This window comes from Kordiimonas pumila (assembly GCF_015240255.1).
In the GTDB taxonomy this organism is placed as follows: Bacteria; Pseudomonadota; Alphaproteobacteria; order Sphingomonadales; family Kordiimonadaceae; genus Kordiimonas; species Kordiimonas pumila.
Genome location: NZ_CP061205.1, coordinates 1 through 26,568, shown reverse-complemented (window position 1 = coordinate 26,568; position 26,568 = coordinate 1). Strand labels below are relative to the sequence as shown.

At 48.7% G+C, this 26,568-nt stretch carries 25 protein-coding genes; 12 read left to right on the top strand and 13 right to left on the bottom strand.

What is annotated here, in order from left to right:
- Window positions 1-10 precede the first annotated feature (10 nt).
- The 5 genes from ICL80_RS00125 to ICL80_RS00105 all read left to right on the top strand — a co-directional run bounded on the left by ICL80_RS00125 (window position 11) and on the right by ICL80_RS00105 (window position 5,701).
- Window positions 11-1,156 (top strand): hypothetical protein, encoded by a 1,146-nt coding sequence (locus ICL80_RS00125; RefSeq protein WP_194214124.1) that lies wholly within the window; start codon window positions 11-13, stop codon window positions 1,154-1,156.
- On the top strand, window positions 1,153-2,496 hold the full coding sequence (locus ICL80_RS00120; RefSeq protein WP_194214123.1) for a heme biosynthesis protein HemY: 1,344 nt from the start codon (window positions 1,153-1,155) through the stop codon (window positions 2,494-2,496). The genes ICL80_RS00125 and ICL80_RS00120 overlap by 4 nt, the downstream gene beginning before the upstream one ends.
- A gap of 184 nt (window positions 2,497-2,680) precedes the next feature.
- Window positions 2,681-3,763 carry an alginate lyase family protein gene (locus ICL80_RS00115; RefSeq protein ID WP_194214122.1) on the top strand — a complete coding sequence of 361 codons (1,083 nt, stop codon included), beginning with the start codon at window positions 2,681-2,683 and terminating at the stop codon, window positions 3,761-3,763.
- 177 nt (window positions 3,764-3,940) lie between these two features.
- Window positions 3,941-4,936 carry an oxygen-dependent tRNA uridine(34) hydroxylase TrhO gene (gene trhO / locus ICL80_RS00110; RefSeq protein ID WP_194214121.1) on the top strand — a complete coding sequence of 332 codons (996 nt, stop codon included), beginning with the start codon at window positions 3,941-3,943 and terminating at the stop codon, window positions 4,934-4,936.
- Window positions 4,937-4,945: 9 nt separating this feature from the next.
- Window positions 4,946-5,701 carry a sulfotransferase domain-containing protein gene (locus ICL80_RS00105; RefSeq protein WP_194214120.1) on the top strand — a complete coding sequence of 252 codons (756 nt, stop codon included), beginning with the start codon at window positions 4,946-4,948 and terminating at the stop codon, window positions 5,699-5,701.
- Window positions 5,702-5,704: 3 nt separating this feature from the next.
- Here ICL80_RS00105 and ICL80_RS00100 read toward each other — a convergent pair whose 3' ends face one another.
- From ICL80_RS00100 to ICL80_RS00070, 7 genes are read right to left on the bottom strand one after another with little or no spacing between them, the layout of a single operon-like run.
- Window positions 5,705-6,034: a HesB/IscA family protein gene (locus tag ICL80_RS00100; RefSeq protein WP_194214119.1), complete on the bottom strand. Its 330-nt coding sequence runs from the start codon at window positions 6,032-6,034 to the stop codon at window positions 5,705-5,707.
- A gap of 17 nt (window positions 6,035-6,051) precedes the next feature.
- Complete coding sequence (locus ICL80_RS00095) at window positions 6,052-6,567, bottom strand: SUF system Fe-S cluster assembly protein (protein WP_194214118.1); 516 nt, start codon at window positions 6,565-6,567, stop codon at window positions 6,052-6,054.
- Window positions 6,564-7,820 (bottom strand): cysteine desulfurase, encoded by a 1,257-nt coding sequence (locus ICL80_RS00090; RefSeq protein WP_228073690.1) that lies wholly within the window; start codon window positions 7,818-7,820, stop codon window positions 6,564-6,566. The genes ICL80_RS00095 and ICL80_RS00090 overlap by 4 nt, the downstream gene beginning before the upstream one ends.
- A 7-nt stretch (window positions 7,821-7,827) precedes the next feature.
- On the bottom strand, window positions 7,828-9,129 hold the full coding sequence (gene sufD / locus ICL80_RS00085) for a Fe-S cluster assembly protein SufD (RefSeq protein ID WP_194214117.1): 1,302 nt from the start codon (window positions 9,127-9,129) through the stop codon (window positions 7,828-7,830).
- Window positions 9,130-9,184: 55 nt separating this feature from the next.
- Window positions 9,185-9,922, bottom strand: coding sequence for a Fe-S cluster assembly ATPase SufC (gene sufC, locus ICL80_RS00080; protein ID WP_194214116.1), 738 nt, complete (start codon window positions 9,920-9,922; stop codon window positions 9,185-9,187).
- A gap of 16 nt (window positions 9,923-9,938) precedes the next feature.
- Entirely contained in the window at window positions 9,939-11,408 is a 1,470-nt protein-coding gene (gene sufB / locus ICL80_RS00075; RefSeq protein WP_194214115.1) for a Fe-S cluster assembly protein SufB, read from the bottom strand.
- Between the two features lie 41 nt (window positions 11,409-11,449).
- Window positions 11,450-11,908: an SUF system Fe-S cluster assembly regulator gene (locus ICL80_RS00070; protein WP_228073682.1), complete on the bottom strand. Its 459-nt coding sequence runs from the start codon at window positions 11,906-11,908 to the stop codon at window positions 11,450-11,452.
- Window positions 11,909-12,109: 201 nt separating this feature from the next.
- Here ICL80_RS00070 and ICL80_RS00065 point away from each other — a divergent pair, with 201 nt between their 5' ends.
- Genes ICL80_RS00065 through ICL80_RS00055 form a run of 3 tightly spaced genes read left to right on the top strand, consistent with a single transcriptional unit; the run spans window position 12,110 to window position 14,626 of the window.
- Window positions 12,110-12,991, top strand: a complete 882-nt coding sequence (locus tag ICL80_RS00065; protein WP_194214114.1) for a thiamine pyrophosphate-dependent dehydrogenase E1 component subunit alpha — start codon at window positions 12,110-12,112, stop codon at window positions 12,989-12,991.
- Window positions 12,988-13,965, top strand: a complete 978-nt coding sequence (locus ICL80_RS00060; protein WP_194214113.1) for an alpha-ketoacid dehydrogenase subunit beta — start codon at window positions 12,988-12,990, stop codon at window positions 13,963-13,965. The genes ICL80_RS00065 and ICL80_RS00060 overlap by 4 nt, the downstream gene beginning before the upstream one ends.
- Window positions 13,966-13,975: 10 nt before the next feature.
- Window positions 13,976-14,626, top strand: a complete 651-nt coding sequence (locus tag ICL80_RS00055) for a cytochrome b/b6 domain-containing protein (protein ID WP_194214112.1) — start codon at window positions 13,976-13,978, stop codon at window positions 14,624-14,626.
- Between the two features lie 54 nt (window positions 14,627-14,680).
- Here ICL80_RS00055 and ICL80_RS00050 read toward each other — a convergent pair whose 3' ends face one another.
- Entirely contained in the window at window positions 14,681-15,148 is a 468-nt protein-coding gene (locus tag ICL80_RS00050) for a c-type cytochrome (RefSeq protein ID WP_194214111.1), read from the bottom strand.
- A 121-nt stretch (window positions 15,149-15,269) separates the two neighbouring features.
- On the bottom strand, window positions 15,270-15,686 hold the full coding sequence (locus tag ICL80_RS00045; RefSeq protein ID WP_194214110.1) for a GcrA family cell cycle regulator: 417 nt from the start codon (window positions 15,684-15,686) through the stop codon (window positions 15,270-15,272).
- A 143-nt stretch (window positions 15,687-15,829) separates the two neighbouring features.
- Between ICL80_RS00045 and ICL80_RS00040 the strand changes: the two genes are divergently transcribed.
- The 4 genes from ICL80_RS00040 to ICL80_RS00025 all read left to right on the top strand — a co-directional run bounded on the left by ICL80_RS00040 (window position 15,830) and on the right by ICL80_RS00025 (window position 19,966).
- Window positions 15,830-16,654, top strand: a complete 825-nt coding sequence (locus tag ICL80_RS00040) for an ABC transporter permease (RefSeq protein ID WP_228073681.1) — start codon at window positions 15,830-15,832, stop codon at window positions 16,652-16,654.
- Window positions 16,655-16,836: 182 nt separating this feature from the next.
- On the top strand, window positions 16,837-18,021 hold the full coding sequence (locus ICL80_RS00035) for an aspartate aminotransferase family protein (protein WP_194214109.1): 1,185 nt from the start codon (window positions 16,837-16,839) through the stop codon (window positions 18,019-18,021).
- 29 nt (window positions 18,022-18,050) lie between these two features.
- Window positions 18,051-18,992, top strand: coding sequence for an ornithine carbamoyltransferase (argF, locus tag ICL80_RS00030; protein WP_194214108.1), 942 nt, complete (start codon window positions 18,051-18,053; stop codon window positions 18,990-18,992).
- On the top strand, window positions 18,992-19,966 hold the full coding sequence (locus ICL80_RS00025) for an Hsp33 family molecular chaperone HslO (RefSeq protein ID WP_194214107.1): 975 nt from the start codon (window positions 18,992-18,994) through the stop codon (window positions 19,964-19,966). Before argF ends, ICL80_RS00025 begins: the two co-directional genes overlap by 1 nt.
- 120 nt (window positions 19,967-20,086) lie before the next feature.
- Here ICL80_RS00025 and gyrB read toward each other — a convergent pair whose 3' ends face one another.
- The 4 genes from gyrB to dnaA form a co-directional block, all read right to left on the bottom strand.
- Window positions 20,087-22,519, bottom strand: a complete 2,433-nt coding sequence (gene gyrB / locus ICL80_RS00020) for a DNA topoisomerase (ATP-hydrolyzing) subunit B (RefSeq protein ID WP_194215700.1) — start codon at window positions 22,517-22,519, stop codon at window positions 20,087-20,089.
- 28 nt (window positions 22,520-22,547) lie between these two features.
- Window positions 22,548-23,714, bottom strand: a complete 1,167-nt coding sequence (gene recF, locus ICL80_RS00015; RefSeq protein ID WP_194214106.1) for a DNA replication/repair protein RecF — start codon at window positions 23,712-23,714, stop codon at window positions 22,548-22,550.
- A 93-nt stretch (window positions 23,715-23,807) separates the two neighbouring features.
- Window positions 23,808-24,923 (bottom strand): DNA polymerase III subunit beta, encoded by a 1,116-nt coding sequence (gene dnaN, locus ICL80_RS00010; protein WP_194214105.1) that lies wholly within the window; start codon window positions 24,921-24,923, stop codon window positions 23,808-23,810.
- Between the two features lie 274 nt (window positions 24,924-25,197).
- Window positions 25,198-26,568, bottom strand: a complete 1,371-nt coding sequence (gene dnaA, locus ICL80_RS00005) for a chromosomal replication initiator protein DnaA (protein WP_228073679.1) — start codon at window positions 26,566-26,568, stop codon at window positions 25,198-25,200.

The following is a 26,568-nucleotide window of genomic DNA, read 5'->3' as shown; positions in this document are numbered from 1 at the left end:
CCGGATTGTTATGGCTATTGAGGATGCTGATATAATTGAGGGCGAAGTGCTGGAGGATACTGCGGCAAAACCAGCGGCAGAAAAGTCTGGGCACTCTAAAGAGCCTGCACGCAGGACGTCAAACCGGCTGGTATGGCTGCTGTGCGGTCTTTTGGCAGCATTCATTGCTGGGGCTATCAGCTTTCCCTATATGAGGGAAGCTTTGGTTCAAATTGGTCTCGCCCCTGCAAGCCCTATACAGAATATAAATCAGGCAGTACCTGATTATAGCGGTGCCTTGGAAGATATAAACAAGACACTTGCCCGGCATCAGGAAGTTTTGGCACAGCAGGCAGCACAGCTCGCTGACAGGGCTACTTCAGAACCAAGTGTTATGGCCGCGTCTGGTGAAACAGCAGCATTGCAAGCAGAGGTTAACGCTGTAAAACAGCAGTTGGCAGCACAGCAAACGCGCATGGCAGAGACGGTTGCTAGCATTGAGGCAGCCTCTACAGGCGATAGCCATTTGCAGGCGGGGCAGGTAGCTGCCTTGCAAACTGAAATAGCGGGCCTTAAGGCTGCGCTCGCTGAAAACCAGCGGCAACAAACGACGCTGATTACGGCTTATACGGAACGGCTTAAAGGGTTGGAGGGCGGTTCGATTGCTCTTTCACCACGCGGCAGGCTGTATTTGGCACTTGTTGACATGCGGGACAGGGCAACGGCGGGAGAGTATGTCGCGGATGATTTATCCCATATTATTCAGGATGAGCGTTTTTTGGGTCAGGAAGATGCACTGGCGCGCTTAGAGGCCTTGCGTGACTGGTATGTGGCAATGCCAGATAAAACCATGGATAAAGCTGCCTTAGAAGAACTGCTTACTGCAGCAGTGCGTGAGTATGTGAGCGCAAGGCAGAAGGAAAACGGCAGTTTTCTGCAAAACCTTTTCACGGTTAGGCGCACGGGAACCGCGGCAACAGGGGATGATGCGCTTTTAAATACTGCGGAAGAAAGTATGGCGGCAGGTAATATTAAAGCTGCACTTAGGGCTATCAGTGGTCTCGAAGCACAAAAAGGGCCTATGCTGCAAAACTGGATTCGTGCTGCCGAGCAGTATCTGGAAGTTGAAAAACGTTTCGATGATGTCATTGCCGATGCGCGGGGAGCAGCTCAGTGATTCGCCTGATTCTGTGGTTTGCGCTTGTATTGGTTATTGCAGCTACGACAGCTTTTATCGCTGATTTTCCCGGCAGCGTTGTGATGGATTTTCCAACCCGCCGTATTGAAACCAGCTTTGCGGCCCTTGTATTGTTCGCAGGTTTTCTGGTTCTGCTTGTTGGCTTTCTCGTGTGGTTTATTGGCTGGTTACGCCGTGAAATGCCAGTGGTAGGCAGTAACCGTGTTTTGCACCGTCAAAAGCGTGGGTTTAAACTTTTAAACCAGTCGCTTGTTGCTTTATCTGCGGGTGATCACAGGGTCGCAAAGCGGCTTGTGGAGCAGGCAGAGGTGCTTTTACCGCCGCAGCCCATGGTGCATTTAATAGCAGCGGAAGCATCACACAGGGCAGGTGAGCATGAGGCTGCAGCTAAAAGATACAAGGCGCTTGAGCAATCTGAGGATGGCCGCCTGATTGGACTGCGGGGTTTGCTGTCTGAGGCGCGGCGCACAGGCAAGGAAAACGAAGCACTGGTGCTTGCACGTCGGGCATTTGACGAAAACCGTAAAAGCCCTTGGGTGCTTAAAACGCTGTTTGCACTTGAAGTTTCTTCGGGTAACTGGGTTGAGGCTGAAGCCGCCCTTGCCAAGGTTTTGAAAGAAGGACTGTTTGATAAGCAAACGGCGGACCATCACCGCGGCGCGCTTGCTTATGCAGAAGGGACAGAGGCCCAACTCAGGGGGGACAGGGATGCAGCCCGCAAACATTTCAAACGGGCTTTGACGGTTAGAACTGGTTTTGTACCTGCAATAGCTGGCCTTGTCCGGCTTGAACTATCATCAGGTAATAAAAAGCAGGCATCAAAGCTTATTCACGATGCATGGAAGACAGCGCCTCACCCTGTTCTTGCCAAGCTCTTTAAGGAAATTGATGCGTCAGAATCAACGGCTGACTGGCTGAAGCGTGTAAGAGGGCTGGCTGCTGTAAGGCCTGACCACCCGGTATCACTTTTACTACTGGTTGATGCCTTGATGGATGCACGGGATTATAGCGCCGCAAAACCTGTACTTGAAAGATTACTAAAAGATGCGCCTTCACGGGCTGCATGGCAGTTTAGGCTTGCTCTTGCTCATGCGCTTGAGGAAGATCCAGACCCGGTTGAAGCTGCCCTAGAATATGCGCCAGAGGGTGCATCGTGGTACTGTGATGACTGCGGTACCAAGGCAGCATCATGGTCGCCGCTTTGCCCATCTTGTGATATGTTTGATACGCTGGAATGGCGGCAAGGGGCAGATATTAAAGCGCCGAAAAAAACATTTAACCCGGCAAGCACCATCACCCTTCTTTCCGTTGATAGCTAAGCGCGGTCAAGCATAGGGGGTTACCATCAAACATAGACGTAAAAAAACTGGAAAACCTCCCCTGATAACCCGCTTATCTCGGGGTGTTTATGATAGTGTAGGTCATATTTTTTCGTCGCTTGCGGTGCGGCCGCGCCTGCAAAGGGAGACGGTATTTTACCCTTTTTATAAAGGGTCTGATACCTTGCTGGATGGTACCTTATTGTCTATAGCAGAGGTTGATCTTAACGCCGGGCCCTATTCAGTGTGCGATAAAACAGGCTGTGCCCCCAGTGGTGACATGCAGGATTATTATAGCTTAGGGGCTTATTGGTGGCCAAACCCTGATACAAGCGACGGCCTGCCGTATGTAAGGCGTGACTGTGAGCGCAACCCAGTTACGGAACTTTACCGGGAAGCCTCTGAAGCCTGCGATAAAACATCCATGCAGCGTATGGTCGAATCCGTTATTTCCCTCACTTTATGTGGCATGAGACATGTGCGGCAGGATATGCTTGTCCATGCGTCTGACCTGATCCGGCACTGGTTTTTACGGCCAGAAACAGCCATGAATCCCCATATGAATTTTGCGCAGGTTAGGCCGGGCCATGATGATAATAACGGCGCGCCGCAGGGCATTATTGAAGCAAGGGACCTTGCACTCTTACCAGATTTTTTTGTTTATCTTGCCGCGAAAGGCTTTCTGGACGCAGCGGAGTTTGAGGGTCTTAAAGGCTGGTGCAGCCAATTCCTTGGTTGGCTTATGACACACCCTAACGCGCGGCGAGAGAGACAGGCACACAATAATCATGGTACCAATTATGACCTATTAGCCGGTGCTCTTGCGCTTTTTACGGGCGATAAAAAGTGCCTTGCTGCGGTGGCTGCGCGGGCAAAAAAGCGCTTGCCGCTGCAGATACTGCCTGATGGTACACAGCCACACGAACTAAAAAGGCCCCATAAATTTCATTACTGTGCCTATACCCTGCAATCTTGGCTTTTGCTGGCTGAACTGCTGGATGCGGTGGGCATCTCATTGTGGGACAATGGCTTGATCGAGAAAGCCTCGCTTAGTCTTTGGGGCATGCTAGAGGGGGATATAGAAGGGGCTAAAGCCGAGGGTTTTGTACCTGCACGCCTGCGTCCAATCATGGTGCACATAGAACAGAAAACAGGTGCCTTATGGGCAAAAGATACACTTCAAAGCGCTTTGCTAGCTAAACCACCGGTTTGCTTTCACCCCTACACAGGGATTCCTCCATTTTGGCAAGTAGTGCTGGATGCGTGACGCGGTTTAATACGGGGTTGACCAATATCAATTTATATTTGGGGTACTAGCCGTATAACAGATGATGGCTACATATATCCGCTGTTGGAAAATAGGGAAAACCTGAGTTTTCTTGAAATTTTCCTGTGATCAGCGTATGAGATGCGCCTTACGATGTACGTTGACGAAAGCATAATCATGACCGACTTTTTGGTGGCTGCCCTTTATAAATTTGTTCGCCAGCCAGACTTTAGCGATATACAGGATCCTATCCAGCATGTTTGTGATGAAAATGGCATAAAAGGCACGCTCCTGTTGGCGGAAGAAGGCATTAATGGCACGATCGCTGGGCCAGAAGCTGGTGTGCGGGCCGTACTTGCTTATCTGCGCGCTATGGACCGGTTTACAGACCTGAATCATAAGGAAAGCTGGGCTACTGAAATGCCGTTTCTGCGCATGAAGGTGCGGCTTAAAAATGAAATTGTAACAATGGGTGTGCCAGACACAGATCCAACGGCAATTGTTGGTACCTATGTGAAGCCAGAAGACTGGAACAACCTGATATCAGACCCTGATGTGGTGCTGGTTGATACACGTAATGACTATGAAGTGGAAATTGGTACCTTCAAAGGCGCGCTTGACCCTAAAACAACAACCTTCCGCGAGTTTCCTGAATGGGAAAAACGTAATTCGAATATGTTGCGATCAAAGAAAAAAGTGGCAATGTTTTGTACGGGCGGTATTCGGTGCGAAAAATCAACAGCCTATATGAAGTCGCTAGGGTACGATGAAGTGTACCATCTTGAAGGCGGTATTTTAAAGTATCTGGAAGACGTACCCGCTGAAGAAAGCTTGTGGGAAGGCGAATGTTTTGTTTTTGATAGCCGTGTCTCTGTGAAACACGGGCTTGCAGAAGGCCAGTATGACCAGTGTTTTGGATGCCGCTGGCCTATTACCGAAGAAGATAAACAATCTCCAAAATATGAAAAGGGTATTAGCTGTCCGCGCTGTTACGATAGCCTTTCTGAGGATAAAAAAGCGGCTGCTGCGGAGCGCCAAAAACAGATAGAGCTGGCACGTCTGCGCGGGGAAGACCATATTGGTATTGATATGGAAAAAGTGCGGGCTTCTGTGCAGGCGGTTAAGGCCGCAAAGCGCGAAGCAGACCGCGCCGTAACGGAAAAGAAAGCATAATAGCCAGACATGCGTGTACAATTCCTGATCGCTGGGGTTCAAAAGGCAGGCACTACCGCGCTTGATCGTTTTCTGCGCCAGCACGCATATCTTAGTTTGCCTTCTCGTAAAGAAGTGCATTTCTTTGATAATGAACAGATTAACTGGCAGCAGCCCGATTACCGCGAATATCACCGTTTTTTTAGTGAAAAGCCGGGCCAGATATCTGGGGAAGCAACACCCATATATACATATTGGCCACCCTCGCTTGCCCGTATTCATGCCTATAACCCTGATATGAAGCTTATCGTGTGCCTGCGTGATCCGGTTGCTCGCGCCTATTCGCACTGGGAAATGGAAGTTTCCCGCGGGTATGAAAACCTAAAGTTCAGGGCTGCGATTAGAAAAGGCCGAAGCCGTGTTACGGGAGATGAGAGGTCTCTTGCAGGGGCACACAGGGTTTATAGTTATGTTGAACGTGGTTTTTATAGTGCCCAAATAGAGCGGCTTCTTGAGCTTTTCCCACGGGAAAACCTACTTTTTCTTGAAAACAGCCACATAAAAAACAACTTGAAAGATGTGCTTAATACAATAACAGACTTCCTTCATGTGCCTGCTTACCAAACATACCCGGAAAATAAAATTATCCTGCCCACGCAAAAGCGGCAGAACCTTGGTTCGATTAGTGAGGAAGATAAAGCGTATCTGGCTGGTTTGTACCGGGATGATACAAAAAAAACAGCCCGGCTAACCGGGCTGGATATATCACACTGGGCGCGTGCATAACCGTTATACGTGGAAGCTTTCGCCGCAGCCACAGCGGCCTTTTTCATTCGGATTGCTGAACTTAAAACCGGTTGAAAACATACTGTCTTCCCAGTCCATTTCAGTGCCGAGTAAGAACAAAAGAGACTTCCTGTCTACATAAACCTTCACACCCTTGTCTTCTACCAGTTCAAGGTCATCTTGTGGTTCTTCAACATAGTCAACTGTATAGCCAAGGCCAGAGCAGCCATGCTTTTCTGTTCCAAGCTTGATGCCAAGGGCGGTTTCTTTTTTCGCCAGAAGCTCGCGGATGTGATCAGCGGCCTTGTCTGTAATGGCGATAACGGATTTCATATGTATCACTCCTTATCTTACAAGAGGCCCAATTCGAGCCGTGCTTCATCTGACATTTTGGCCATGTCCCATGCGGGTTCCCACACAAGGGACACTTCAACACTTGTTACACCTGCAACACTGTTTACTTTCAGTTCCACATCACCAGGCATTGATTCAGCAACCGGGCAGTGCGGCGTCGTGAGGGTCATGATGACTTTAACAGAATAATCATCAGCAATCTCTATGCCGTAAATAAGGCCGAGCTCATATATATTAACCGGAATTTCCGGATCATAAATTTCCTGCAGGGCAGCAACAATATTGGCTTCCAGCTCTTCTTTGCTCGCTGGTGGGCTGGTGGGTGTTGCCTGTGCTGTGGAAGTATCTTTTGATTCTGTTTCTTTTTGGTCCAAAAACTTGTTCAAAAAATAACCGCCTTCTTGCGGGCTGACCGTTGGCCGGTCCGCTTTTTTAGGCTTGTTCTGGTCTGGAATGTCACTGCTTGAAGCTGTAACATCCAATACGTCGCGTTTGTCTTTGTTCTCTATCATCCAAAGATGTCCATTACTTTTTTAAGGCCGTCGGCCAGACGGTCAATATCTGCTGTATCATTATAGACGCCAAAACTGGCGCGTGCTGTTCCAGGAATGCTAAACCGGTCCATCACTGGTTGGGCGCAGTGGTGCCCCGCCCGAATTGCAATACCCTGTCTGTCTAAAATGGTGCCAATATCATGCGGGTGTGCATGTTCCATCACGAAGCTCACAAGCGCCCCTTTTTCAGGTGCAGTACCAATGAGGCGCAGGCTGTTGATCGCCCCCAGTTTTTGGGTGGCATAAGCAAGCAGCATGGCTTCATGGGCGGCAATACGGTCATGGCCGAGGGCTGTGATAAAATCCAGCGCTGGTTTCATGGCAATACCGCCCGCTATATTCGGCGTGCCCGCTTCAAACTTGTGCGGCAGGTCATTATAGGTCGTTTTCTCGAAGGTGACCGTTTCGATCATATCGCCGCCACCCTGCCACGGGGGCATGGCATCGAGGAGCTTTTCTTTGCCGTAGAGCACACCAACACCGGTTGGGCCGTAAGCCTTGTGGGCAGAGAAAACGTAAAAATCTGCGTCCAGATCGCGCACATCAATTTTCAGGTGCGGCGCGGCCTGACAGCCATCAACAAGGGCAAGTGCGCCAGCGCTGTGCGCGAGGCGGATCATGTCTTTTGCGGGTAGCAGTGTGCCAATACTGTTCGAGATATGAGCAAAAGCTACAAGCTTAACTTTGTCTGTTAGCATGGCCTTGTAGGCATCCATATCAAGGGAGCCATCGTCGTGAATTGGCACGGCTTTTACCGCTGCGCCTTTTTCTTCTGCGATCATCTGCCACGGTACGATGTTTGAGTGGTGCTCAAGATAGGTTAGCAGTATTTCATCGCCAGCTTTCAGGTTTTGCCGGCCCCATGTTTGGGCGACAAGATTAATACCTTCTGTTGCACCGCGCACAAAAATACATTCTTTGGCTTTTTCAGCGCCAATGAACTGGCGCACTGTTTCGCGGGTTTGTTCGTAAGCTTCGGTAGCGTCTTGGCTGAATTTGTACACGCCCCGGTGAATATTGGCATAGTACCCCTCATAAAGGGCTGTTTCAGCCTCAATAACACTGCGTGGTTTTTGGGCGCTGGCGGCTGAATCAAGAAATGTTAAGGGTTTTCCGTATACTGTTTTTGACAGTATAGGGAATTCCCGCCGTATGGCCGGAACATCCAGAGGTGCAATTATCGTTGGTATTTCATTCATCTGATCAGTCATTCTGGTTCTATTTATCTGCCGCCGCTTTCAGGCTTGCTTTATCGGCCCTAGCCGACATCCAGCCTGTAATCCGTGCCATTAGGGCGGCTTCAATGTCGGCATTGCCCACAGTGGTTAAGGCATCAGTTGTAAAGGCCTCAACCAGCATTTGGCGTGCTGTTACCGGGTCAATCCCGCGCGATGTTAGATAGAAAATAGCTTTTTCATCCAGTTGGCCAACGGTTGCACCGTGGCTGCACTTGACATCATCGGCTAAAATTTCAAGCTCTGGTTTGGCATTTGCTTCTGCTGTTTTATCAAACACCAGTGCTTTAAAGCTTTGGTTTGCTTCTGTTTTTTGGGCATCTTTAGCAACGATTATTTTGCCTTGAAAAGACGTTTTGCCCTGACTGTCGGCAACAGTACGGAAAACCTGGTCGCTCGTTGCATTTGGCACTGTATGCTCGACTTGTGTCAGCATATCGTGGCTTTGGCCGGTGGCTGCAAGGGCAACGCCGTTGATAGCTGCATGAGCACCGTCAGCCAGAATGCGGGCGTGCACTTCAAAGCGCGAAGTTTTACCGCCAAGGGCAATACTGGTGCCCTGATAGTCGGCTTCCGCGCCGAGGTAAACAAACGCCTTGGCTGTGTGGATAGCGTTTTTGCCTTCTTCCTGAAGGTGAATGTGACGTAGCTTCGCACCTTCATTTACCCGTGCTTGCAGCAGGCTGTTGGTCCAGTAATGTGCGTCTGTGCCAATAAAATGTTCTACAATGGTTGCAGAAGCTTGCTCGCCGAGTTCCACTACATGGCGAACATGACCGGCAGATTTATCAGTACCTGTCATGATATGGATAATTTCTATGGGGTCGTCTATTTCCACCCCGGTAGGGATAGAAAATACCATCCCGTCGCGCAGAAGCGCAGTATTTAAAAGTGATACACTGTCTATGCCGCGCACAAGCTCGCCAGCACGGTCAGGGTTTGACATAAAATGGTTACTAAGGGACCGAATGGGCATAGCCTGCCAAAGGTCACCGAGGTCGCTTAGGGTTTCATCGTAACGACCATTGACAAAAACAAAGCGCGCTGCCACTTCGCTCAGCGCGTCGGGCAGGTCTGGTGTCTCTGGTGCAGGCTGTGCAAGAGCATAAAGGTCTTTGTTAAGGCTGCGAATATCACTATAGCGCCAGTTTTCAGTTTTCGCTGTGGGAAAGGCCTTGTCTGCAAACTCTTTCATAGCGCTTAGGCGCAGAGGGTCTGTGCCAGGAACAGTGCCGAGCAAGCTGTCTAGCTGTGTTTTGTAGCCTTCTATAATATGCTGATCCACAGTGTCTCTTTCTTCCTTGACTTAAATATATGTCTTTACAGTAAAGGCTGCGCAGTTACGCAACCTCTGCATAGCCTTTTTCTTCAAGTTCTGCGGCCAGTTCCTTGCCACCAGATTTTACGATCTTGCCGTCAAGCATGACATGGACAACATCGGGCTGAACGTAATTTAACAAGCGCTGATAGTGTGTAATTAAAACAACAGCGGTATCATCGCGGCGCTGTGCATTAATACCTTCGGCTACCGTTTTAAGGGCATCAATATCCAGCCCTGAGTCTGTCTCATCAAGAAGCGCGAGTTTGGGGTCGAGAATGGCCATTTGAACCATTTCATTGCGTTTTTTTTCGCCGCCAGAAAAGCCAACATTCACAAATCGTTTGAGCATGTCAGGGTTCATCTTGAGGGCGGCTGCTTTTTCGCGCACAAGCTTCATGAAGTCTGCGGCTGAAACATCTTCCTCGCCGCGGTATTTACGCACGCTGTTCAGCGCGGTCCGCAGGAAGTTCAGGTTTGAAACGCCGGGTATTTCTACTGGATACTGGAAGCCTAGAAACAGGCCTTCACCAACCCGTTCATGGGGTTCAAGCTCTAGCAGGTCTTTACCCATAAATTCGATTGTACCTTTGGTGACGGTATAATCACCGCGTCCGGCAATTGTACTGGCGAGTGTTGATTTTCCGGCACCGTTCAGGCCCATAATGGCATGTACTTCGCCTGCCTTTACCTCAAGGTTCAGGCCTTTCAGAATTTCTTTTTCGTCAATATTTACGTGTAGGTCTTTAATAGTAAGCATAATTTTTATGATCCGATCAACCAACGCTGCCTTCAAGGGAGATACCAAGAAGCTTCTGTGCTTCTACGGCAAATTCCATAGGTAGATGTTGCATAACTTCTTTACAGAAACCGTTCACAATCATGGCAACGGCTTCTTCTTCACCTAGCCCGCGGGCACGGCAATAAAACAATTGATCATCCGAAATTTTGGATGTTGTCGCTTCATGCTCGATTTGGGCAGAGGGGTTTTTCACTTCAATATAAGGGACAGTATGCGCCCCGCATTCAGATGACACGAGCAAGCTATCACACTGGGTATAATTTCTTACACCGTCAGCCCCCGGCAGCACTTTCACAAGGCCCCGGTAGGTGTTGTGTGATTTTCCGGCAGAGATCCCTTTTGATATAATGGTAGAACGTGTGTTTTTACCTTGGTGGATCATCTTTGTGCCAGTATCGGCCTGCTGGTAGTTATTGGTAACAGCGACAGAGTAAAATTCGCCGACAGAGCCATCGCCTGCCAAAACGCAGCTTGGGTATTTCCATGTAACCGCAGAGCCGGTTTCAACCTGTGTCCAGCTTACTTTAGAGTTTTTGCCTTTGCACAGCGCCCGTTTGGTCACAAAATTATAAATGCCGCCTTTACCGTTTTTATCACCGGGATACCAATTTTGAACGGTGGAATATTTAATTTCGGCATCATCCAGTGCAACAAGCTCTACCACTGCGGCATGAAGCTGGTTTTCGTCGCGCATGGGCGCGGTACAGCCCTCAAGGTACGAAACATACGATCCTTCGTCAGCCACAATCAGGGTGCGTTCAAACTGTCCTGTGTTTTCAGCGTTTATCCTGAAATAGGTGGACAGTTCCATTGGGCAACGCACACCTTTTGGTATGTAGACAAAGGTACCATCAGAAAAGACCGCACAGTTTAGCGCCGCAAAATAATTATCGCGCTGTGGCACAACTGTACCCAGGTATTTCTTCACAAGGTCGGGGTACTCGCGCACAGCTTCGGAAATAGACATGAAGATGACGCCAGCCTTGGTCAGCTCTTTCCGGAAAGTAGTGGCAACAGACACACTGTCAAAAACTGCGTCAACGGCCACACGCGGCGCGCCTTCAACACCCGCTAGAACAGCCTGCTCGCGCAGCGGAATGCCAAGCTTCTCGTACATAGACAGTAGCTCAGGGTCTACTTCATCAAGGCTTTTAGGTTTGTTTTGGCTCTTGGGGGCCGCATAATAATAAATATCGTTATAATCAATTTTAGGGTAGCTGACCCGCGCCCAGTCAGGCTCTTCCATTTTTAGCCATGCCCGGTAAGCTTTCAGTCGCCATTCCAGCATCCATTCTGGCTCTTCTTTTTTGGCGGAGATGAAGCGCACAACATCTTCTGACAAGCCTTTTGGTGCCATATCCATAGCAACATCGGTGAAAAAGCCGTACTTATATTTGCCGGACATTTCTTCAATTTGCTGTTTGGTTTCTGTTGTTGCGGCCATTTTAATGGCTCCTTTACTCATACATTACCGGGTGTGATCACTTAAGCGGGCTGCACGCCTTTTGGAATAGCAAGTTGCTGCATGACATGCCCACCAAAAGCGGGTTCCGCTATTTTTGTAAGGCTAACGTCGTGGAGAGCACCTTTAACGGCGCTGTTAATAACCTGCCATCGTGGCCTAAGAGAACATATTTCATCAAATCCACAGTCGCAGCTTGTTCCTTCACTGCACAGCGTTAAGGCAATGGGGCCGTCAATGGCTTCGATAATTTCTGCAACAGAAATATCATCTGCGCTTCGTGCCAGCGAAAACCCACCCTTTAGGCCACGGTGTGATTGGAGTAAGTGACTGCGGCTAAGGAGGTTCAGTATTTTTGAAACCGTCGGCAGGGGAATGCCGGTGCTGCCTGCTAAGTCCTGCGCATTAAGGCGCGTTACTGAATGTGACATTTCGCACATCAGGATCACACCGTAATCAGCAAGTTTTGTTAACCTCAACACTGTTCAATACCCTTTCGAAACGAGCAATTTCATAAACCTGACCAAATTAGTCATGTTTAATATGGTAACTGATACAAGAGAGTCAACCGCAATGCGGAGCCTTATGACGTATTTATTAGATAATTTATAGCATTTTATATTGGTTTAAGCCAGTTTCACCTATTAAGACGGGGTAACGAGTTGATTGAAAAGCATGTACCGATGGCTGATTTAGAAAATTTATACCACCAAGCTGCGTTTATACGCGCTTTTGAAGAGAGAATCGCTGCCGCCTCTGATGCCGGCCTTTGCCCGGGGCTGGTACACCTTTGCTGTGGGGCAGAATTGGTGGAAACCAGCATATGCCAGTTTCTGGATAGTGCAAAAGATCAGGTTACCGGATCACATCGTAGCCACGGCTTGGCGCTTGCGATGGGGGCGGACCCTATAGCCGTTGCGGCTGAAATACTGGGCCGTGCCAGAGGCCTTTCTGGTGGGCGGGGCGGTACCCAGCATTTAATTGCGCCAGAAAGTGGCTTTTTATGCAGTACCGGTATTGTCGGCGCGCAGGTGCCGATTGCTCTGGGGGCTGCGCTTAGCGCTAAAGTGCGGGGCACTGGCGGCATAGCTGTTAGTTTTTTTGGCGATGGGGCCGCCAATCAGGGAGCGGTTCTCGAAACACTAAATATGGCCGTTGCGCTAAAATTGCCCGTGCTTTTTGTGCTAGAAAATAATGGCATCGGGCAAACAACCAGTAGCGAGTATGCCTCGGGCGGGGCAGACTTGTGTGCCCGTGCGGCTAGCTTTGGGCTTCGGGCGGAAAAGATGGATGGGTATGACGGAGCCGCGTGTCTGAAGATTGCAAAAAAACTGGTTGCTTATGTGCGTGCTGGCCACCCGGCCTTTATTGAAGCCAGTGTGCCGCGCCTTACTGGTCATTATCACAGTGTGGGTCAAGAGGCAGGGGCCGCAGGGGGAGACCCTTTAGAGCTCCTTGGGCGTATGCTGGCAGCAGACAAGGTTACAGCGATCCACACAGAGGCAGTTCACAAAGCGAGCACTGTTATGACAGAAGCTTTAAAAAGCCCGGGGGCAGCAGCATGACAGAGATGACAATTCGTCAGGCCTTGAATGCGGCCCACCACCAGCTTATGGCTGAAGATGACAGGGTTATTGTAATTGGCGAGGATGTTGGGGTTGGGGTTTTTGGTGTTACCTCGGGCCTAGTAGAAGCGTTTGGTGAAAACCGCGTTCTTAACACCCCTATTTCAGAAACCGCGTTTCTCGGCATGGCGCTTGGTGCTTCGATGACAGGCCTGAAGCCCATTGTAGAAATTATGTTCTGCGATTTTATGGGCGTGTGTTTTGATCAGCTTATGAACCAGATATCCAAAATGCGTTTTTTATCTGGGGGCAGGGTTGAGATACCCCTTGTTATACGCACCACCATGGGCGCGGGAGATGGGTCTGGAGCTATGCACAGCCAGTCACTACATGGTCTTTTTGCCCAACTGCCAGGGCTTGTTGTTCTGTGCCCTTCAACCCCCGCTGATGCCGCAGGTATGCTGAAAACAGCGATCAAAGGCCCAGAGCCGGTTATTATGCTGGAGCATAAAGGGCTGTACGACATGACCGGCGCTGTTAGCGAAAATTTGGTGGAGGTACCCTTGGCGGAGGCAGTTTGCAGGCGGCAAGGCGACAGTATAACATTGGTTGCGGTATCGGCGATGGTGCATGAATGCCTGAAGGCAGCTAAGGCGCTTGAGGGCTACGGTATTCAGGCTGAAGTGATTGATGCACGTTCGGTTATGCCGGTTGATTATGGCACAGTGTGCCGTAGCGTGTGCAAGACGGGCCACCTTCTGGTGGTGGATGAAGGCGCTGCATTTGGGGGCTTTGCGGACAGTGTTATTGCGGGTGTGGTGGCACAGTGCTTTGCTGTGCTGAAAGCAGCGCCTGTGAAATTGGTGCCACTACATACACCTGTGCCTTATGCACAGAAGCTTGAACAGGCTTGGCTGCCGGGGCAGGCAGATATTGTAAAAGCGGCTTTAAAATTGATGGGCAATGGAAAATAACAGGGAAACCATGAATAAAATTAAAATATGGGATATAGGAACACGTCTTTTCCACTGGCTTCTTGTGGTGGCATTTGGCCTTTCCGCCTATTCTGCATTTCAGGATAAATACGGCGACTTTGCTACCATCCATACATGGTCGGGTTTTACGGTTTTGGTACTAGTTATTTGGCGTATTGTTTGGGGTTTTGTTGGCAGCGAGATGTCGCTTTTTAAAACTTTTCTGACGTCACCGCGTGCGGCAATTGCTTATATAAAATCTGCAAAGCCTTATGAGCATAAAGGCCATAACCCACTTGGGGGTTATTCGGTTATTGCTATGCTTTTACTGCTGCTTGTTCAGGCAGTTCTTGGGCTATTTGCAACAGACGATATGTTTTTTGATGGCCCGCTAACCGGGCTGGCAGGCTCTGATGCCGCCCTTATAACAGAGATACATGAAATTACTGGCTATAGCCTGTTTGTGCTGGTTGGGCTGCATATAGCTGCGGTGGCTTTTTATGCGGTAGCAAAGCGGGTTAACCTTGTATTGCCTATGATTACAGGCAATGCCCCCAGTGACGGAGTTAGCGAAAAGCCCCGTATGAGATCACCCTTACTGGCGGCAGTTTTGCTCATGTTAATAGGGGCAGTTTGCTATCAGGTTATTTGGGGTGTTTAGCATAAAAAAAGGCCCGCTAAGTGGGGCCTTTCGCTACATGCTTATGGTATCGAATTAATCCTGATATTTATCGTGGCAGGATTTGCAGTTGCTGGCAGCTTTTTTAAAGGCAGCCATTGTCGCTTCCTGATCACCAGATTTGGCGGCCTCGGCAAAAGCGGCTGTATCAGCTGTATATTTGTCAGCACGTTCTGCAAAATCTTCCCAGTTTTCCCAAACAGCATCTTTCGCGCTGGTATGGCCTTCCATGCCGCGGGTGTCTTTTTCGAAAGCGTCTTTGGTCATGGATGCGGAAAGCGCCATAATATCAGCAAGCTTTTCAAGGTGCCCATCGTGGCTCGCTTTGCCTTTTATAAGCTGCACAATATTGCTGATTGCATAGTTCGCATGTTCCATTAGGTCATGGCGGTACTGTGATTCTTCAAAACGCTCTTTGTCGCCGTGCCCAAAGGCTGTGCCTGAAAGCGAGCCAGCAACAAGTGCCGTTATGCCAGCAATACCAACAAGTTTCCGTAAATGCATGTTTTTCTCCAACCCGTAGGTGACAGTTTATTATTCCCGAATAACTATACTCTATTCAGGGGCACACAATATACAAGGTTATTGTGATAGCATTTTCGTGACCACAAAAATGTTTTGTGGTTTAAAGGATAGGCTGCCGTTGCAGTTGGCGGCGATCACGGCGCGGGGGCTGTGCCTGATAAGCTTCAGCGCAGTGGCCTGCACAGTAAGGCATGCCAGGCTCAGATGCTTTACCGCAAAACTGAAAATCAGCGTCACCAGGGTGCCCAGAAGGCCATTTGCACATACGGTCGGTTAGGTCCAGCAACGTGACAAATTTCTTGCCAGATTTTTTGGCAATTTTTTTCGGGGCTACCTTTTTCTTTTCGCCGTCTGTCTTAACAGGGGAGGGCCGAGACTTCAGGCCAAGTCGGTGTGCTTTACCAATAACAGCGTTGCGGGTGACACCTTCACCCAGCTCTTTGGCAATCTGACTTGCGCTCAGGCCATTGTCCCAAAGTTTTTTCAGCTGATCGATTCGGTCTTCCGTCCAGGCCATTTCTATCCCTTTATATAAGTGATGGCTAAAAATAAGTATCCCGCCAAGCGAGTTAATGTTGCTTATATCCCCCTCTTACCCCTCTTGCCAAGGCCCCATATGCAGTCATATGTATAGATAGAGTGTAAAAAAGGAGAAAATTCGTGCTGATTGACGCAAAAAACGCATATCCTGCCCAAGGTTCACGCACGATCGGGGCTGTAAACTGGCTTGGTGTGTGGACTCTTTTTTCCCGTGAGTCGCGCCGATTCTTGAAAGTTTGGTCGCAAACCCTTGCAGCCCCGGCTGTAACAACCATCCTTTTTATGATTATTTTCACACTCGCTTTGGGGGGTGATGGCCGGGTTATTGCCAACATTCCATATGCGCAGTTTCTGGCCCCGGGTCTTGTTGTTATGGCTATTTTGCAGAATGCGTTTGCCAATACCAGCTCTTCAATTTTGATAGCAAAGGTGCAGGGAAATATTGTTGATACCTTAATGCCACCGCTTTCTGCACTGGAACTGACAATCGGCTATGTTATGGGCGGTATTTGCCGGGGTATGCTTGTTGGTGTCTCTGTCGGTGTTGCTTTTTTCTTAATGCCGGGCGTTGAGATGCATATTTATCATTTTTGGCCTATTCTTTATTTTGCCTTTGCAGCCAGTGCCATGCTGTCGCTTATTGGTGTACTGACAGGCCTTTGGGCGGAAAAGTTTGATCATTCGGCTTCGGTTACCAATTTTGTTGTAGCACCTTTGAGTTTACTGTCGGGCACGTTCTATTCTATTGAGCGACTGCATGATGGCTGGCAGATTTTCTCAAAAGTGAACCCGTTTTTCTACATGATTGATGGGTTCAGGTACGGCTTTATAGACCGCGCAGACAGTGATATTTTAACAGGTGTTGTGTATACAATGGTTCTCAATATAGGACTTTTGCTGTGGGTATATCGTGCATTTAAAACAGGCTACAGGCTAAAAGCGTGAATTTGGCGGCTAATTCGTTAAAAATTGGCCGAATTTTGCTAAAAAATACCCTTTGTGTGCATTGACTTCCCTCAAGGTGAAAGGCATTCTGCCCGTCCTGACAGCCGGTATACATGAGTATGCCGGTTTGCTGTTTTTTTAGGTTCTAAAAAGCTAACTTTATACCCTGAGGGAGATAAACTGTGATTACATCACTTATGCCAACATATGCACGTATGCCAGTGGCATTTGAGCGCGGTGAGGGCATGTATCTGTATGATACAGACGGTAAAAAATACCTGGATTTTTATTCAGGCATTGGCGTTATGTGCCTTGGCCATTCTCACCCAGTGCTTGTTAAAGCACTTATAGATCAGGGTCAGAAGCTTTGGCACACGGCAAATACATACCGTATCCCTCTTGGAGATAAACTGGCGCAGCGTCTGGTGGATGCCAGCTTTGCAGATACTGTCTTTTTCACGAACTCTGGTGCAGAAGCCATTGAATGTGCGATCAAGATGGTGCGTAAGTATCACTATGATAAAGGCAATAAAGGCAAGTATCGTTTGATCACAATGGCGTCTGCTTTCCATGGCCGCACGCTTGCAGGGATCGCAGCATCTGGCCAGGAAAAGCTTACAAAAGGTTTTGAGCCATTACCTGATGGATTTGATGTTGTGCCTTTTGGTGACATTGAGGCAGTGAAGGCTGCAATAGGCCCGGAAACTGGCGGTATTATGGTAGAGCCAGTACAAGGGGAGGGCGGTATTCGTTCGCTTTCCGATGCGGCCATGCAGGAACTTCGCAAGATCTGTGATGATAACGGCATTCTGCTGGTATTTGATGAAATTCAGTGTGGTATGGGGCGCACGGGTAAACTTTTTGCCCATGAATGGTCAGGCGCGAAGCCAGACATTATGTCTGTTGCTAAGGGTATTGGCGGCGGCTTCCCGCTTGGTGCATGCCTCGCAACAGAAGACGCGGCTTCAGGTATGACCGTTGGCACACATGGCACAACATATGGGGGTAACCCTCTTGCCATGGCTATCGGTAATGCTGTGTTAGACGTAATGTTGGCCCCCGGTTTTCTTGACCGTGTGGTGGAAATGGGCGAAATGTTACATGGTCGCCTTGCCGCCTTGCAGCAGCGCTATAGCGGTTTGATTACAGAAGTACGCGGCAAGGGTCTTATGGCGGGCATTCAGGTTCCCTCTATCCCAACCCGTGATATTGTGGTTGATATGATTAGTCGCGGCATGTTGCCCGCTGTGGCTGGCGATAATGTGGTGCGTATGCTACCACCACTTATTATCGAGGAAAGTCATATTGATGAAGCAATGGAAAAATATGATGCTGCCTTTGCGGAATATGAAAAGAAAGCAGAGTAGGCATACTCACATTTTAAAGAGTTAGTGTTATGAGCGACGTGTCTGTAAATAGCCATTTTATTGATCTTAAAGATATTCCCGCAGATTTGCTGCGCCATATTTTGGATACAGCTAAAAAATGGAAACAGGCGCGTCGTGGTTTGGCAAAGGGTCAAGTAGACCCTGCTGCACCGCTTTCAGGCCATGCGCTTGCCATGATTTTTGAAAAGTCATCAACACGTACGCGCATTAGTTTCCAGATGGCGATGCAGCAACTTGGTGGTACAAGCATTGTTATGCAGGGCAATAACATGCAGCTTGGGCGCGGTGAAACGGTTGCCGATACTGCTAAGGTCATGAGCCGATATGTTGATGCCATCATGATCAGGGCAAAGTCGCACGATGCCCTTGTTGAATTGGCAACAGAAGGCACTGTGCCGGTTATCAATGCGCTTACGAACAAGTCGCACCCTTGTCAGCTTATGGCTGATCTACTTACAATTGAAGAACATTTAGGCAGCCTCGCTGGTCGGAAAATGGCATGGTACGGTGATGGTAACAATGTTGCTAATTCGCTTATTGAAGCTGCCGTAAAATTTGATTTCCCCTTGATGCTTGCTTGCCCAGATGGATACACGCCGTCAAAAAAAGTAATGAAGTGGGCAAAAGATAATAGCGGTGATATTACACTCACGACAGACCCAGAAGCCGCTTCTGTTGGTGCAGAGGTTGTGATTACTGATACATGGGTTTCAATGGGCGATAAAAATATTGATGCTCGTATGAAAGACTTGGAACCTTATCAGGTTAATGCGGGCATTATGTCGAAAGCCGCTAAAAATGCTATATTTCTGCACTGCCTTCCCGCGCACAGGGGCGAAGAGGTAACGGCAGATATTATTGATGGTCCTCAGTCAGTTATATTTGATGAGGCTGAAAACCGGCTTCATGTTCAAAAGGCGATCATTGCCTGGTGCCTGGGTAAAATATAATGGTGATGAATACCCCAGATGCGCCGATTGTTATCAGCGACCCTATTGATAGCCGCGATAATGAAGTGCGTCCATTTCAGATTGAAGGAGCGACCGATACGGCAGATGTTCGGGGGCGTGCGCTCCGGCTGGGTACAGTCGCAGAGCAAATTCTAAAAGCGCATAACTATCCTGATCCTGTTGCTATTATTCTTGGTGAAATGCTCGTTCTCACGGGCATGCTTGGCTCTATGATGAAGTTTGATGGTATTGTTACCCTGCAAACAAAATCGAGCGGCGCAGTCCCAATGATGGTAGCAGATTATATGCGCGGTGCAGATGGTATAGGCAAGCTGCGCGGCTATGCCGAAATTGATGAACAAAAACTTTCAACATATGGTAAAAACCCGAGCTTCAATGGCTTGATTGGCTCAAAATCGGGGTACTTGGCTCTCACTATTGACCAAGGCGATGATATGGAGCGTTATCAGGGTATTGTTGAATTAAACGGTGTTAGCCTTTCAGAGGTTGGGCGCAATTACTTTCTGAATAGTGAACAGACACCAACAGAGATTCGATTGTCTTGTGGTCGTGACCCGGTCACAAATCACTGGCGCGCAGGCGGTATTATGGTGCAGCATCTGGCGCGCGGTGAAACGGGGCGCGAGCGTATTTTAGACCGTGAAACGCAGGAACAATGGGACCGGGCTTCCATTCTGATGAGTAGCGTTAAAACCGAAGAGCTTCTTGACCCGCAGATGGATCTCGACCAACTTTTATTCCGTTTGTATCATGAAGACGGTGTGAGGGTTTTTGAGCCTGCCCATATGATGCATGAATGTCGCTGTTCACGTGAACGGCTGCAGGGTGTGTTGAAAAGCTTTAAGGACGAAGACCTGTCAGATATGCTCACAGATGAAGGCACAATCGATGTAAATTGCCAGTTCTGTAATAGCACCTATAAGTTCACCCCGAAAGAAGTCAAAAGCATATAGCAGGGCCTCTACCGTTCGGGTGGCAGGTTTCTTGTCTGTTGGCTTGACCAGAAACCGATATAAAAAAAGAGCGACCAATTTTAGGGCCGCTCTTTTTATCTGTAAAGGTGTTCTGGCAGGTTAAACGTCTAGGTTTGCAACATTCAGTGCGTTGTCCTGAATGAAGTTTCTGCGCTCTTCCACCACATCACCCATAAGTTTCGAGAATATTTCGTCGGCGGTATCTGCTTGGGATATTTTCACTCTTAGAAGGGAGCGTGCAGATGGATCGAGTGTCGTTTCCCAAAGTTGATCAGGATTCATTTCGCCAAGACCCTTATAGCGCTGGGTTGAAAGGCCTTTCCTGCCGAAAGCAAGGAGCATTGTCAGCATTTCTGTTGGGGTGCTGGCTTTGGTTGCTTCCTCTTTACGGGAAATTGTAACAGGCCCCGCAAACAAGCTTTGAATTTCTGACATGAGTTTATGCAGATTTCTTGCTTCCTGACTTTCCATCAGGTGTGCGTCCATCCTGTGCATATCAATAACACCGCGTACTTCCTGTGCAAAACTATAGCCGCCATCTTCGGTGATATCGCAAGTCCAGCCCGAACCATCTTCTGTTAGTGCAACAGTATTGAGGCGTTGTGCCACTTCTTGCCCTACAGCACGGCGCGCATCATCGTCATCACACAGTTTTACATCCATGCCGCCATACAGGGCGAGTGTTTCCACAAGTGTACGGTCATATCGCGGTGGAATGCTGTTAATCTGGTTTTGGATGCCACGTGCGCTTTCCGCTAAATGTTTTATGGCGTCGCCCGCATGTTGTGCACCAGTTGCATCAGTTATAACGACATCAGAACTACCGTTGCTGAGCAGATAGTCTGTCAGGGCTTTGTCGTCTTTGAGGTAGACCTCAGACTTGCCACGACCAACTTTATAGAGCGGTGGCTGGGCAATATAGAGATAGCCTCGTTCAATCAGCTCTGGCATTTGCCGGTAGAAGAATGTGAGCAGCAAGGTACGAATGTGGGCGCCGTCAACGTCGGCATCGGTCATAATAACGATTTTATGGTACCGAAGCTTTTCAATATTAAAGTCTTCGCGGCCAATACCAGTGCCAAGGGCTGTAATCAGCGTGCCAATTTCTTGGCTACCGAGCATGCGATCAAACCGGGCGCGTTCTACGTTCAAAATTTTACCGCGTAGTGGCAGAATGGCCTGATTTTTACGATTACGACCCTGCTTTGCAGAACCGCCCGCAGAATCACCTTCCACGATGAATATTTCAGCTTTTGCTGCATCGCGTTCTTGACAATCTGCAAGTTTGCCCGGCAGTGAAGCTATATCAAGCACCCCTTTACGGCGGGTAAGTTCGCGGGCCTTTCTAGCAGCTTCACGTGCAGAAGCGGCATCAATAATTTTTTGGATAACAGCGCGTGCTTCTGATGGATGTTCGCCGAGCCATTCCCCCAGTTTTTCATTCACTAGGCTTTCAATCGCTGGCCGAACTTCAGAGGACACCAGTTTGTCTTTGGTCTGGCTCGAAAATTTTGGGTCAGGTACTTTAACCGATAAAACTGCCGTCAGGCCTTCGCGAGAATCATCGCCAGAAAGGGCCACTTTTGATTTTTTGGCAAGTCCCGTGTCGTTTACATAGGCATTGATGGTGCGAGTAAGCGACGCCCTAAAGGCAGCAAGGTGTGTACCACCGTCGCGCTGTGGGATATTGTTTGTGAAACAGAGTACATTTTCATGGTAACTATCGTTCCACTGTAGCGAAATCTCTGTTGTTATGCCGTCTTTTTCACCGGTAATGGTAATAGGGGCACCAATTTGGCTGCTTTTATTACGGTCCAGATATTTTACAAATTCGGTAATACCGCCCTCATAGTATAGATCAACATCCTGAACATCAGCGTGTCGATTGTCTTTCAATCTGATGTGAACACCAGAGTTCAAAAAGGCTAGTTCGCGGTACCGGTGGATAAGCTTGTCAAAGTCGAATTCAACAAACTGGAATGTATCAAGGGATGGCAGGAATGTAACTTCAGTCCCTTTCCGCCCATTTGCATCCCCTACAACGACGAGGTCTTCTACAGGGACCCCTTTTTCAAAGCGCATAAAATGCTCTTTCCCGCGGCGCCAAATTCTGAGCTCGAGCCAATCAGAGAGGGCATTCACCACAGATACACCCACACCGTGCAGGCCGCCGGAAACCTTGTAGCTGTTTTGGTCAAACTTACCGCCAGCATGCAGTTGGGTCATGATAACCTGTGCGGCTGAAACCCCTTCTTCTTCGTGGATATCAACAGGGATACCACGGCCATTATCGGTAACTGTACAGCTACCATCAGGGTTTAAGGTCATTGTTACAAGGTCACAGTGACCGGCTAGGGCTTCGTCGATCGCATTATCAGAGACCTCGAATACCATGTGGTGAAGACCGGAACCATCTTCTGTGTCACCAATATACATGCCGGGCCGTTTTCTAACAGCATCAAGTCCTTTTAGAACCTTGATTGAATCTGCACCATATTCGTTTTCTGCAACAGAAGCTTCTTGTTCGTTCATATTCTCACTCATTCCATGATCCGTTCAGTCATTTGTCAGCCTGCTGGATCACGCCGTCTGACACATTAAAAAATTCTGCTTTACCAGACAGGCCATTAAAAAGGCCTATATCTGTTCCAGTTAACCAGCACTGGCTCCCCAGTTCAGCAAGTGTTTCAAAAAGCGCTTGTCGCCTTTCGGCGTCCAGATGCGCTGCAACTTCATCCATAAGCATTAGAGGAGCTTGCCCTCTGAGAGCTGTTTGTAACCGGGCATTGGCAAGAACAAGAGCTACTAACAGGGCTTTTTGTTCACCGGTTGAGCACAGATCAGCGGTTAGGCCTTTGGGGGCGTGGGTTACAACAAGGTCTGTTTTGTGTACACCGCCGCTTGTTCTGCCGCCCAAGTCTGTTCCTCGAGTTTTGGCAAGATGGTTTCTGAAGATAACTTCTACTTCAACAGCAGCAGCCCCTTCGGCTAACATACCCTCGATCCAGCCATCAATTGCCAGCTCTGCTTTTGGAAATGGTCCTTTCTTTTCAGTAGCCAGTTGCCCGGCCAATTGTCCTGCAAACTCCAGCCTAGCCACAGCAATCGCTGTACCGTGCTCTGCCATTCTTGCTTCCAGTGCACCAAGCCATACACTGTCAGCATTTCGTCCATCCTGTGCCAAAAGCTTGTTGCGCTCCCGCATAACACGCTCATATGCACCCACTTGCCGGCTATGGTCAGGGAATAGGCCCAGAACCATTCTATCCAGAAAGCGCCGCCTCGAGGATGGCCCCTCAATGAAAAGCCTGTCCATCTGCGGTGTTAACCAGCTTACAGACCAGCGTTCCCCGAAGGTATTGCTGTTCTGTATTGTTTTTCCATCCAGACGTACAACCCGCTTTGATGTTGTTGTATCGCCCGGTTCCATTACGCCAGTACCGGCTTTCACGGTTTCAGTACCAACTAGCAGGTCTGCAGCTACAGCCCATGTTCCTGCCCCATTTTTACGGGCAACATCTGAAAGCGCAGCGCGTCTCAGACCTCGACCCGGTGCCAGATAGCTGATAGCTTCCAGCAAATTTGTTTTTCCGGCCCCATTTGGGCCTGTTAGCACAACAAGCGTATGATCACAGGATAGAGGAAGGGTTACTCGGTCATAACACCGGAAGTCGGTCAATGTGAGCTTCGATACAAAAGTTTGGGCAGAGGGCTTTATGTTGATCATCTCATAAACCCTTGCCCTGTTTGTAACCGCTGGCTTTGGTGCCGGCTTTAAAACCCCTTTTCATTCTGTGCTGAACGGTGCCCCTTTTTATGTTTAGACGCGCATTGGCATCAAAACATAAAGGGCAGCTTCGTCCATAACATCTTTTACAACGGTTGGTGCTGATGGGTCAGCAAGCATAATCTGTACACTTTCGCCTTCCACCTGCGCTAAAATATCCATCAAGTACCGGCTGTTGAAGCCAATCTCTAGCGCGTCAGCAGTGTAAGCAACGGCCAGCTCTTCTGTTGCAGTGCCGCTATCCGGGCTGTTTACAGACAGAGTGAGTGTGCCATCACTAAGCGAAAGCTTCACAGACCGGGTTTTGTCAGAGCTAATTGTGGAAACACGGTCAACAGATTCGGACAGGATCTTACAGTCCATTTCCAGCATTTTGTCGTTGCCTTGCGGAATAACCCGGCTGTAGTCAGGGAATGTACCGTCAATGAGCTTGGATGTGATAATGGCGCCTGCAAAACTGAACCGTATTTTGGTATCAGACAGAGCAATATTGACATCACCGTCTACTTCATCAATCAGTTTCCGGATTTCTGCTACCGTTTTGCGCGGCACAATAATGCCTGGCATGCCGACGGCGCCTTCAGGCACATCTTGCTCTACTTGTGCCAGCCTATGACCATCAGTTGCAACTGCCCGCAACACGTTGCCATTTTCTGAACTGGCAACGTGTAAATAAATACCATTCAGATAATAGCGTGTTTCTTCGGTAGAAATTGCAAAGCGAGCCTTATCAATCAGGCGCTTCAATTCCTCAGCTGCCAGTGTGAACCTGTGAGGCAGGTCCCCCTGATTCATAACAGGGAAATCTTCCTTGTCGAGACAAGCAAGGGTAAACCGTGATCTTCCGGCTTTGACAACGAGGCGGTCATTGTCTTCCAGTGACAATTCCACTTCTGATCCATCCGGTAGTTTACGGGCAATATCAAACAGGGTGTGCGCAGGCACAGTTGTGGAGCCGGGCACAGAAATGGTTGCCGCTGTTTTTTCAATGATTGCAATATCAAGATCGGTTGCTGTCATGGCAACTGTGTCGCCTTCAGCCTCGATCATGACGTTAGACAGGATAGGAATTGTATTCCTGCGCTCAACAACTGATTGCACGTGTCCCAGTGTTTTGAGAAGGCTGTTCCGTTCGATCGTAACTTTCATGGATAATTTCTTCTTGTCTGACTGCGTTACCTAATGGTTTGAGTGCCGCTGACACAAGCTTTTCAGGTGTATGAATTCCTCCCCAATACATCCTGAAATGCGGGTAAATTCCCCCTTTGGTCAGTGCGCGATTTCATTAGTTGTGACAATAGCCAGTTCAAGCCAAAACCAAAAGGAAAAAAGCCAGAAAAACTGTTTTTTTTCTGGCTTTTAAGCTTAGTGTTTCTGCCGAGTCGCATATAAAACTTTTAACACCTTCTAATATTGCTGTCTTTTACGCTTCAAGAAGGCGTGAAAGACGGGTGATATCTTCGTCTAGGGCGCTATCATCCCGGCGCAAATCTTCCACTTTTCTCACGGCGTGCATCACGGTTGTATGGTCACGGCCACCAAACCTGCGGCCAATTTCCGGTAAACTGCGTGATGTTAGCTGTTTTGCAAGATACATGGCAACTTGACGCGGGCGGGCAATATTGCGCGCTCTACGCTGCGAGAGCATCTCTGAAAGCCGAAGATTAAAATAATCGGCAACAGCGCGTTGTATTTCATCAATTGTAAGCTTGCGGTCATTAGCGCGGATCAGATCTTGCAGTACATCCCGTGTCATATCCATTGTAATAGGCCGACCAACAAGCGTGGCATAGGCGACTACACGGTTTAGGGCACCTTCCAGTTCACGCACGTTCGATGTTATCCTGCGTGCCAAAAACTCCAGCACTTCAGCGGGCACGATAACATTTGCCGTTTGTTCCGCTTTTGACTGCAAGATGCCAAGGCGCAGTTCGTAGTCTGTGGGATGTATATCTGCCACAAGGCCCCAGCCCAAGCGGGATATAATACGTTCCTGTATGCCTTCCAGATCGGTTGGCGACCTATCAGCTGTGATAATAACCTGACACCTGTTGTCAACAAGGGCATTGAATGTGTGGAAGAACTCTTCCTGCGTGCTTTCCTTGTTTGCAATGAACTGCACATCATCCACCATTAAAAGGTCAAGAGTGCGAAACTTTTGCTTGAAGGCATGGGTATCTTTAAATCGAAGCGCTGCAATAAATTCAAACATGAATTTTTCTGCCGATATATAAGCAACCCGTTTACGCGGAAAGTTTTTCCGCATTTCCCACGCTATGGCATGCATAAGGTGGGTTTTACCAAGCCCAACGCCGCCGTGCAGGAACAAAGGGTTGAATGTAACTTCGCTGGATTCGGCAATTCGTTTTGCTGCGGCATAGGCAAGCTCGTTCGATTTACCGACAACAAACGTATCAAACGTATATTTAGGGTCGAGAGCACCGCCTTCATCAGGAGGGCTGCTGACAGCCACCCGTGCAGGCACGTCATATTCTTCTGATTCTTTTTCGGGCCGTTTGATCTCGCGGCGAACAGACAAGCGTATGGCAAGATTTTTAACTTTTGGATCTTCTGATGTAAAAAAGTCCTGAATACGTACAGCATAATGCCGCTGAATCCAGTCGCGGACAAATTTCGTCGGTGCCGATAATTCAACGGTTCCTGAATCAATGCCGTTGTAGGCCAGTTGACGCATCCATGTCTGGTAGGCATCATCACCAAATTCGCGTTTGAAACGGTCGCATACTTTTGTCCAGGAAGTAACAGATGCATCAGAGCTGATGTTCGCGGCCAC

Bases quoted from the DNA above. Each gene is read 5' to 3' on its own strand.
- ICL80_RS00125 (WP_194214124.1), top strand. From the start codon at position 11: ATGGCTATTGAGGATGCTGATATAATTGAGGGCGAAGTGCTGGAGGAT.
- trhO (WP_194214121.1), top strand. From the start codon at position 3,941: ATGACCGACTTTTTGGTGGCTGCCCTTTATAAATTTGTTCGCCAGCCA.
- ICL80_RS00105 (WP_194214120.1), top strand. From the start codon at position 4,946: ATGCGTGTACAATTCCTGATCGCTGGGGTTCAAAAGGCAGGCACTACC.
- ICL80_RS00100 (WP_194214119.1), bottom strand. From the start codon at position 6,034: ATGAAATCCGTTATCGCCATTACAGACAAGGCCGCTGATCACATCCGC.
- ICL80_RS00095 (WP_194214118.1), bottom strand. From the start codon at position 6,567: ATGATAGAGAACAAAGACAAACGCGACGTATTGGATGTTACAGCTTCA.
- ICL80_RS00090 (WP_228073690.1), bottom strand. From the start codon at position 7,820: ATGACTGATCAGATGAATGAAATACCAACGATAATTGCACCTCTGGAT.
- sufC (WP_194214116.1), bottom strand. From the start codon at position 9,922: ATGCTTACTATTAAAGACCTACACGTAAATATTGACGAAAAAGAAATT.
- sufB (WP_194214115.1), bottom strand. From the start codon at position 11,408: ATGGCCGCAACAACAGAAACCAAACAGCAAATTGAAGAAATGTCCGGC.
- ICL80_RS00065 (WP_194214114.1), top strand. From the start codon at position 12,110: ATGGCTGATTTAGAAAATTTATACCACCAAGCTGCGTTTATACGCGCT.
- ICL80_RS00060 (WP_194214113.1), top strand. From the start codon at position 12,988: ATGACAGAGATGACAATTCGTCAGGCCTTGAATGCGGCCCACCACCAG.
- ICL80_RS00055 (WP_194214112.1), top strand. From the start codon at position 13,976: ATGAATAAAATTAAAATATGGGATATAGGAACACGTCTTTTCCACTGG.
- ICL80_RS00050 (WP_194214111.1), bottom strand. From the start codon at position 15,148: ATGCATTTACGGAAACTTGTTGGTATTGCTGGCATAACGGCACTTGTT.
- ICL80_RS00045 (WP_194214110.1), bottom strand. From the start codon at position 15,686: ATGGCCTGGACGGAAGACCGAATCGATCAGCTGAAAAAACTTTGGGAC.
- argF (WP_194214108.1), top strand. From the start codon at position 18,051: ATGAGCGACGTGTCTGTAAATAGCCATTTTATTGATCTTAAAGATATT.
- ICL80_RS00025 (WP_194214107.1), top strand. From the start codon at position 18,992: ATGGTGATGAATACCCCAGATGCGCCGATTGTTATCAGCGACCCTATT.
- gyrB (WP_194215700.1), bottom strand. From the start codon at position 22,519: ATGAACGAACAAGAAGCTTCTGTTGCAGAAAACGAATATGGTGCAGAT.
- recF (WP_194214106.1), bottom strand. From the start codon at position 23,714: ATGATCAACATAAAGCCCTCTGCCCAAACTTTTGTATCGAAGCTCACA.
- dnaN (WP_194214105.1), bottom strand. From the start codon at position 24,923: ATGAAAGTTACGATCGAACGGAACAGCCTTCTCAAAACACTGGGACAC.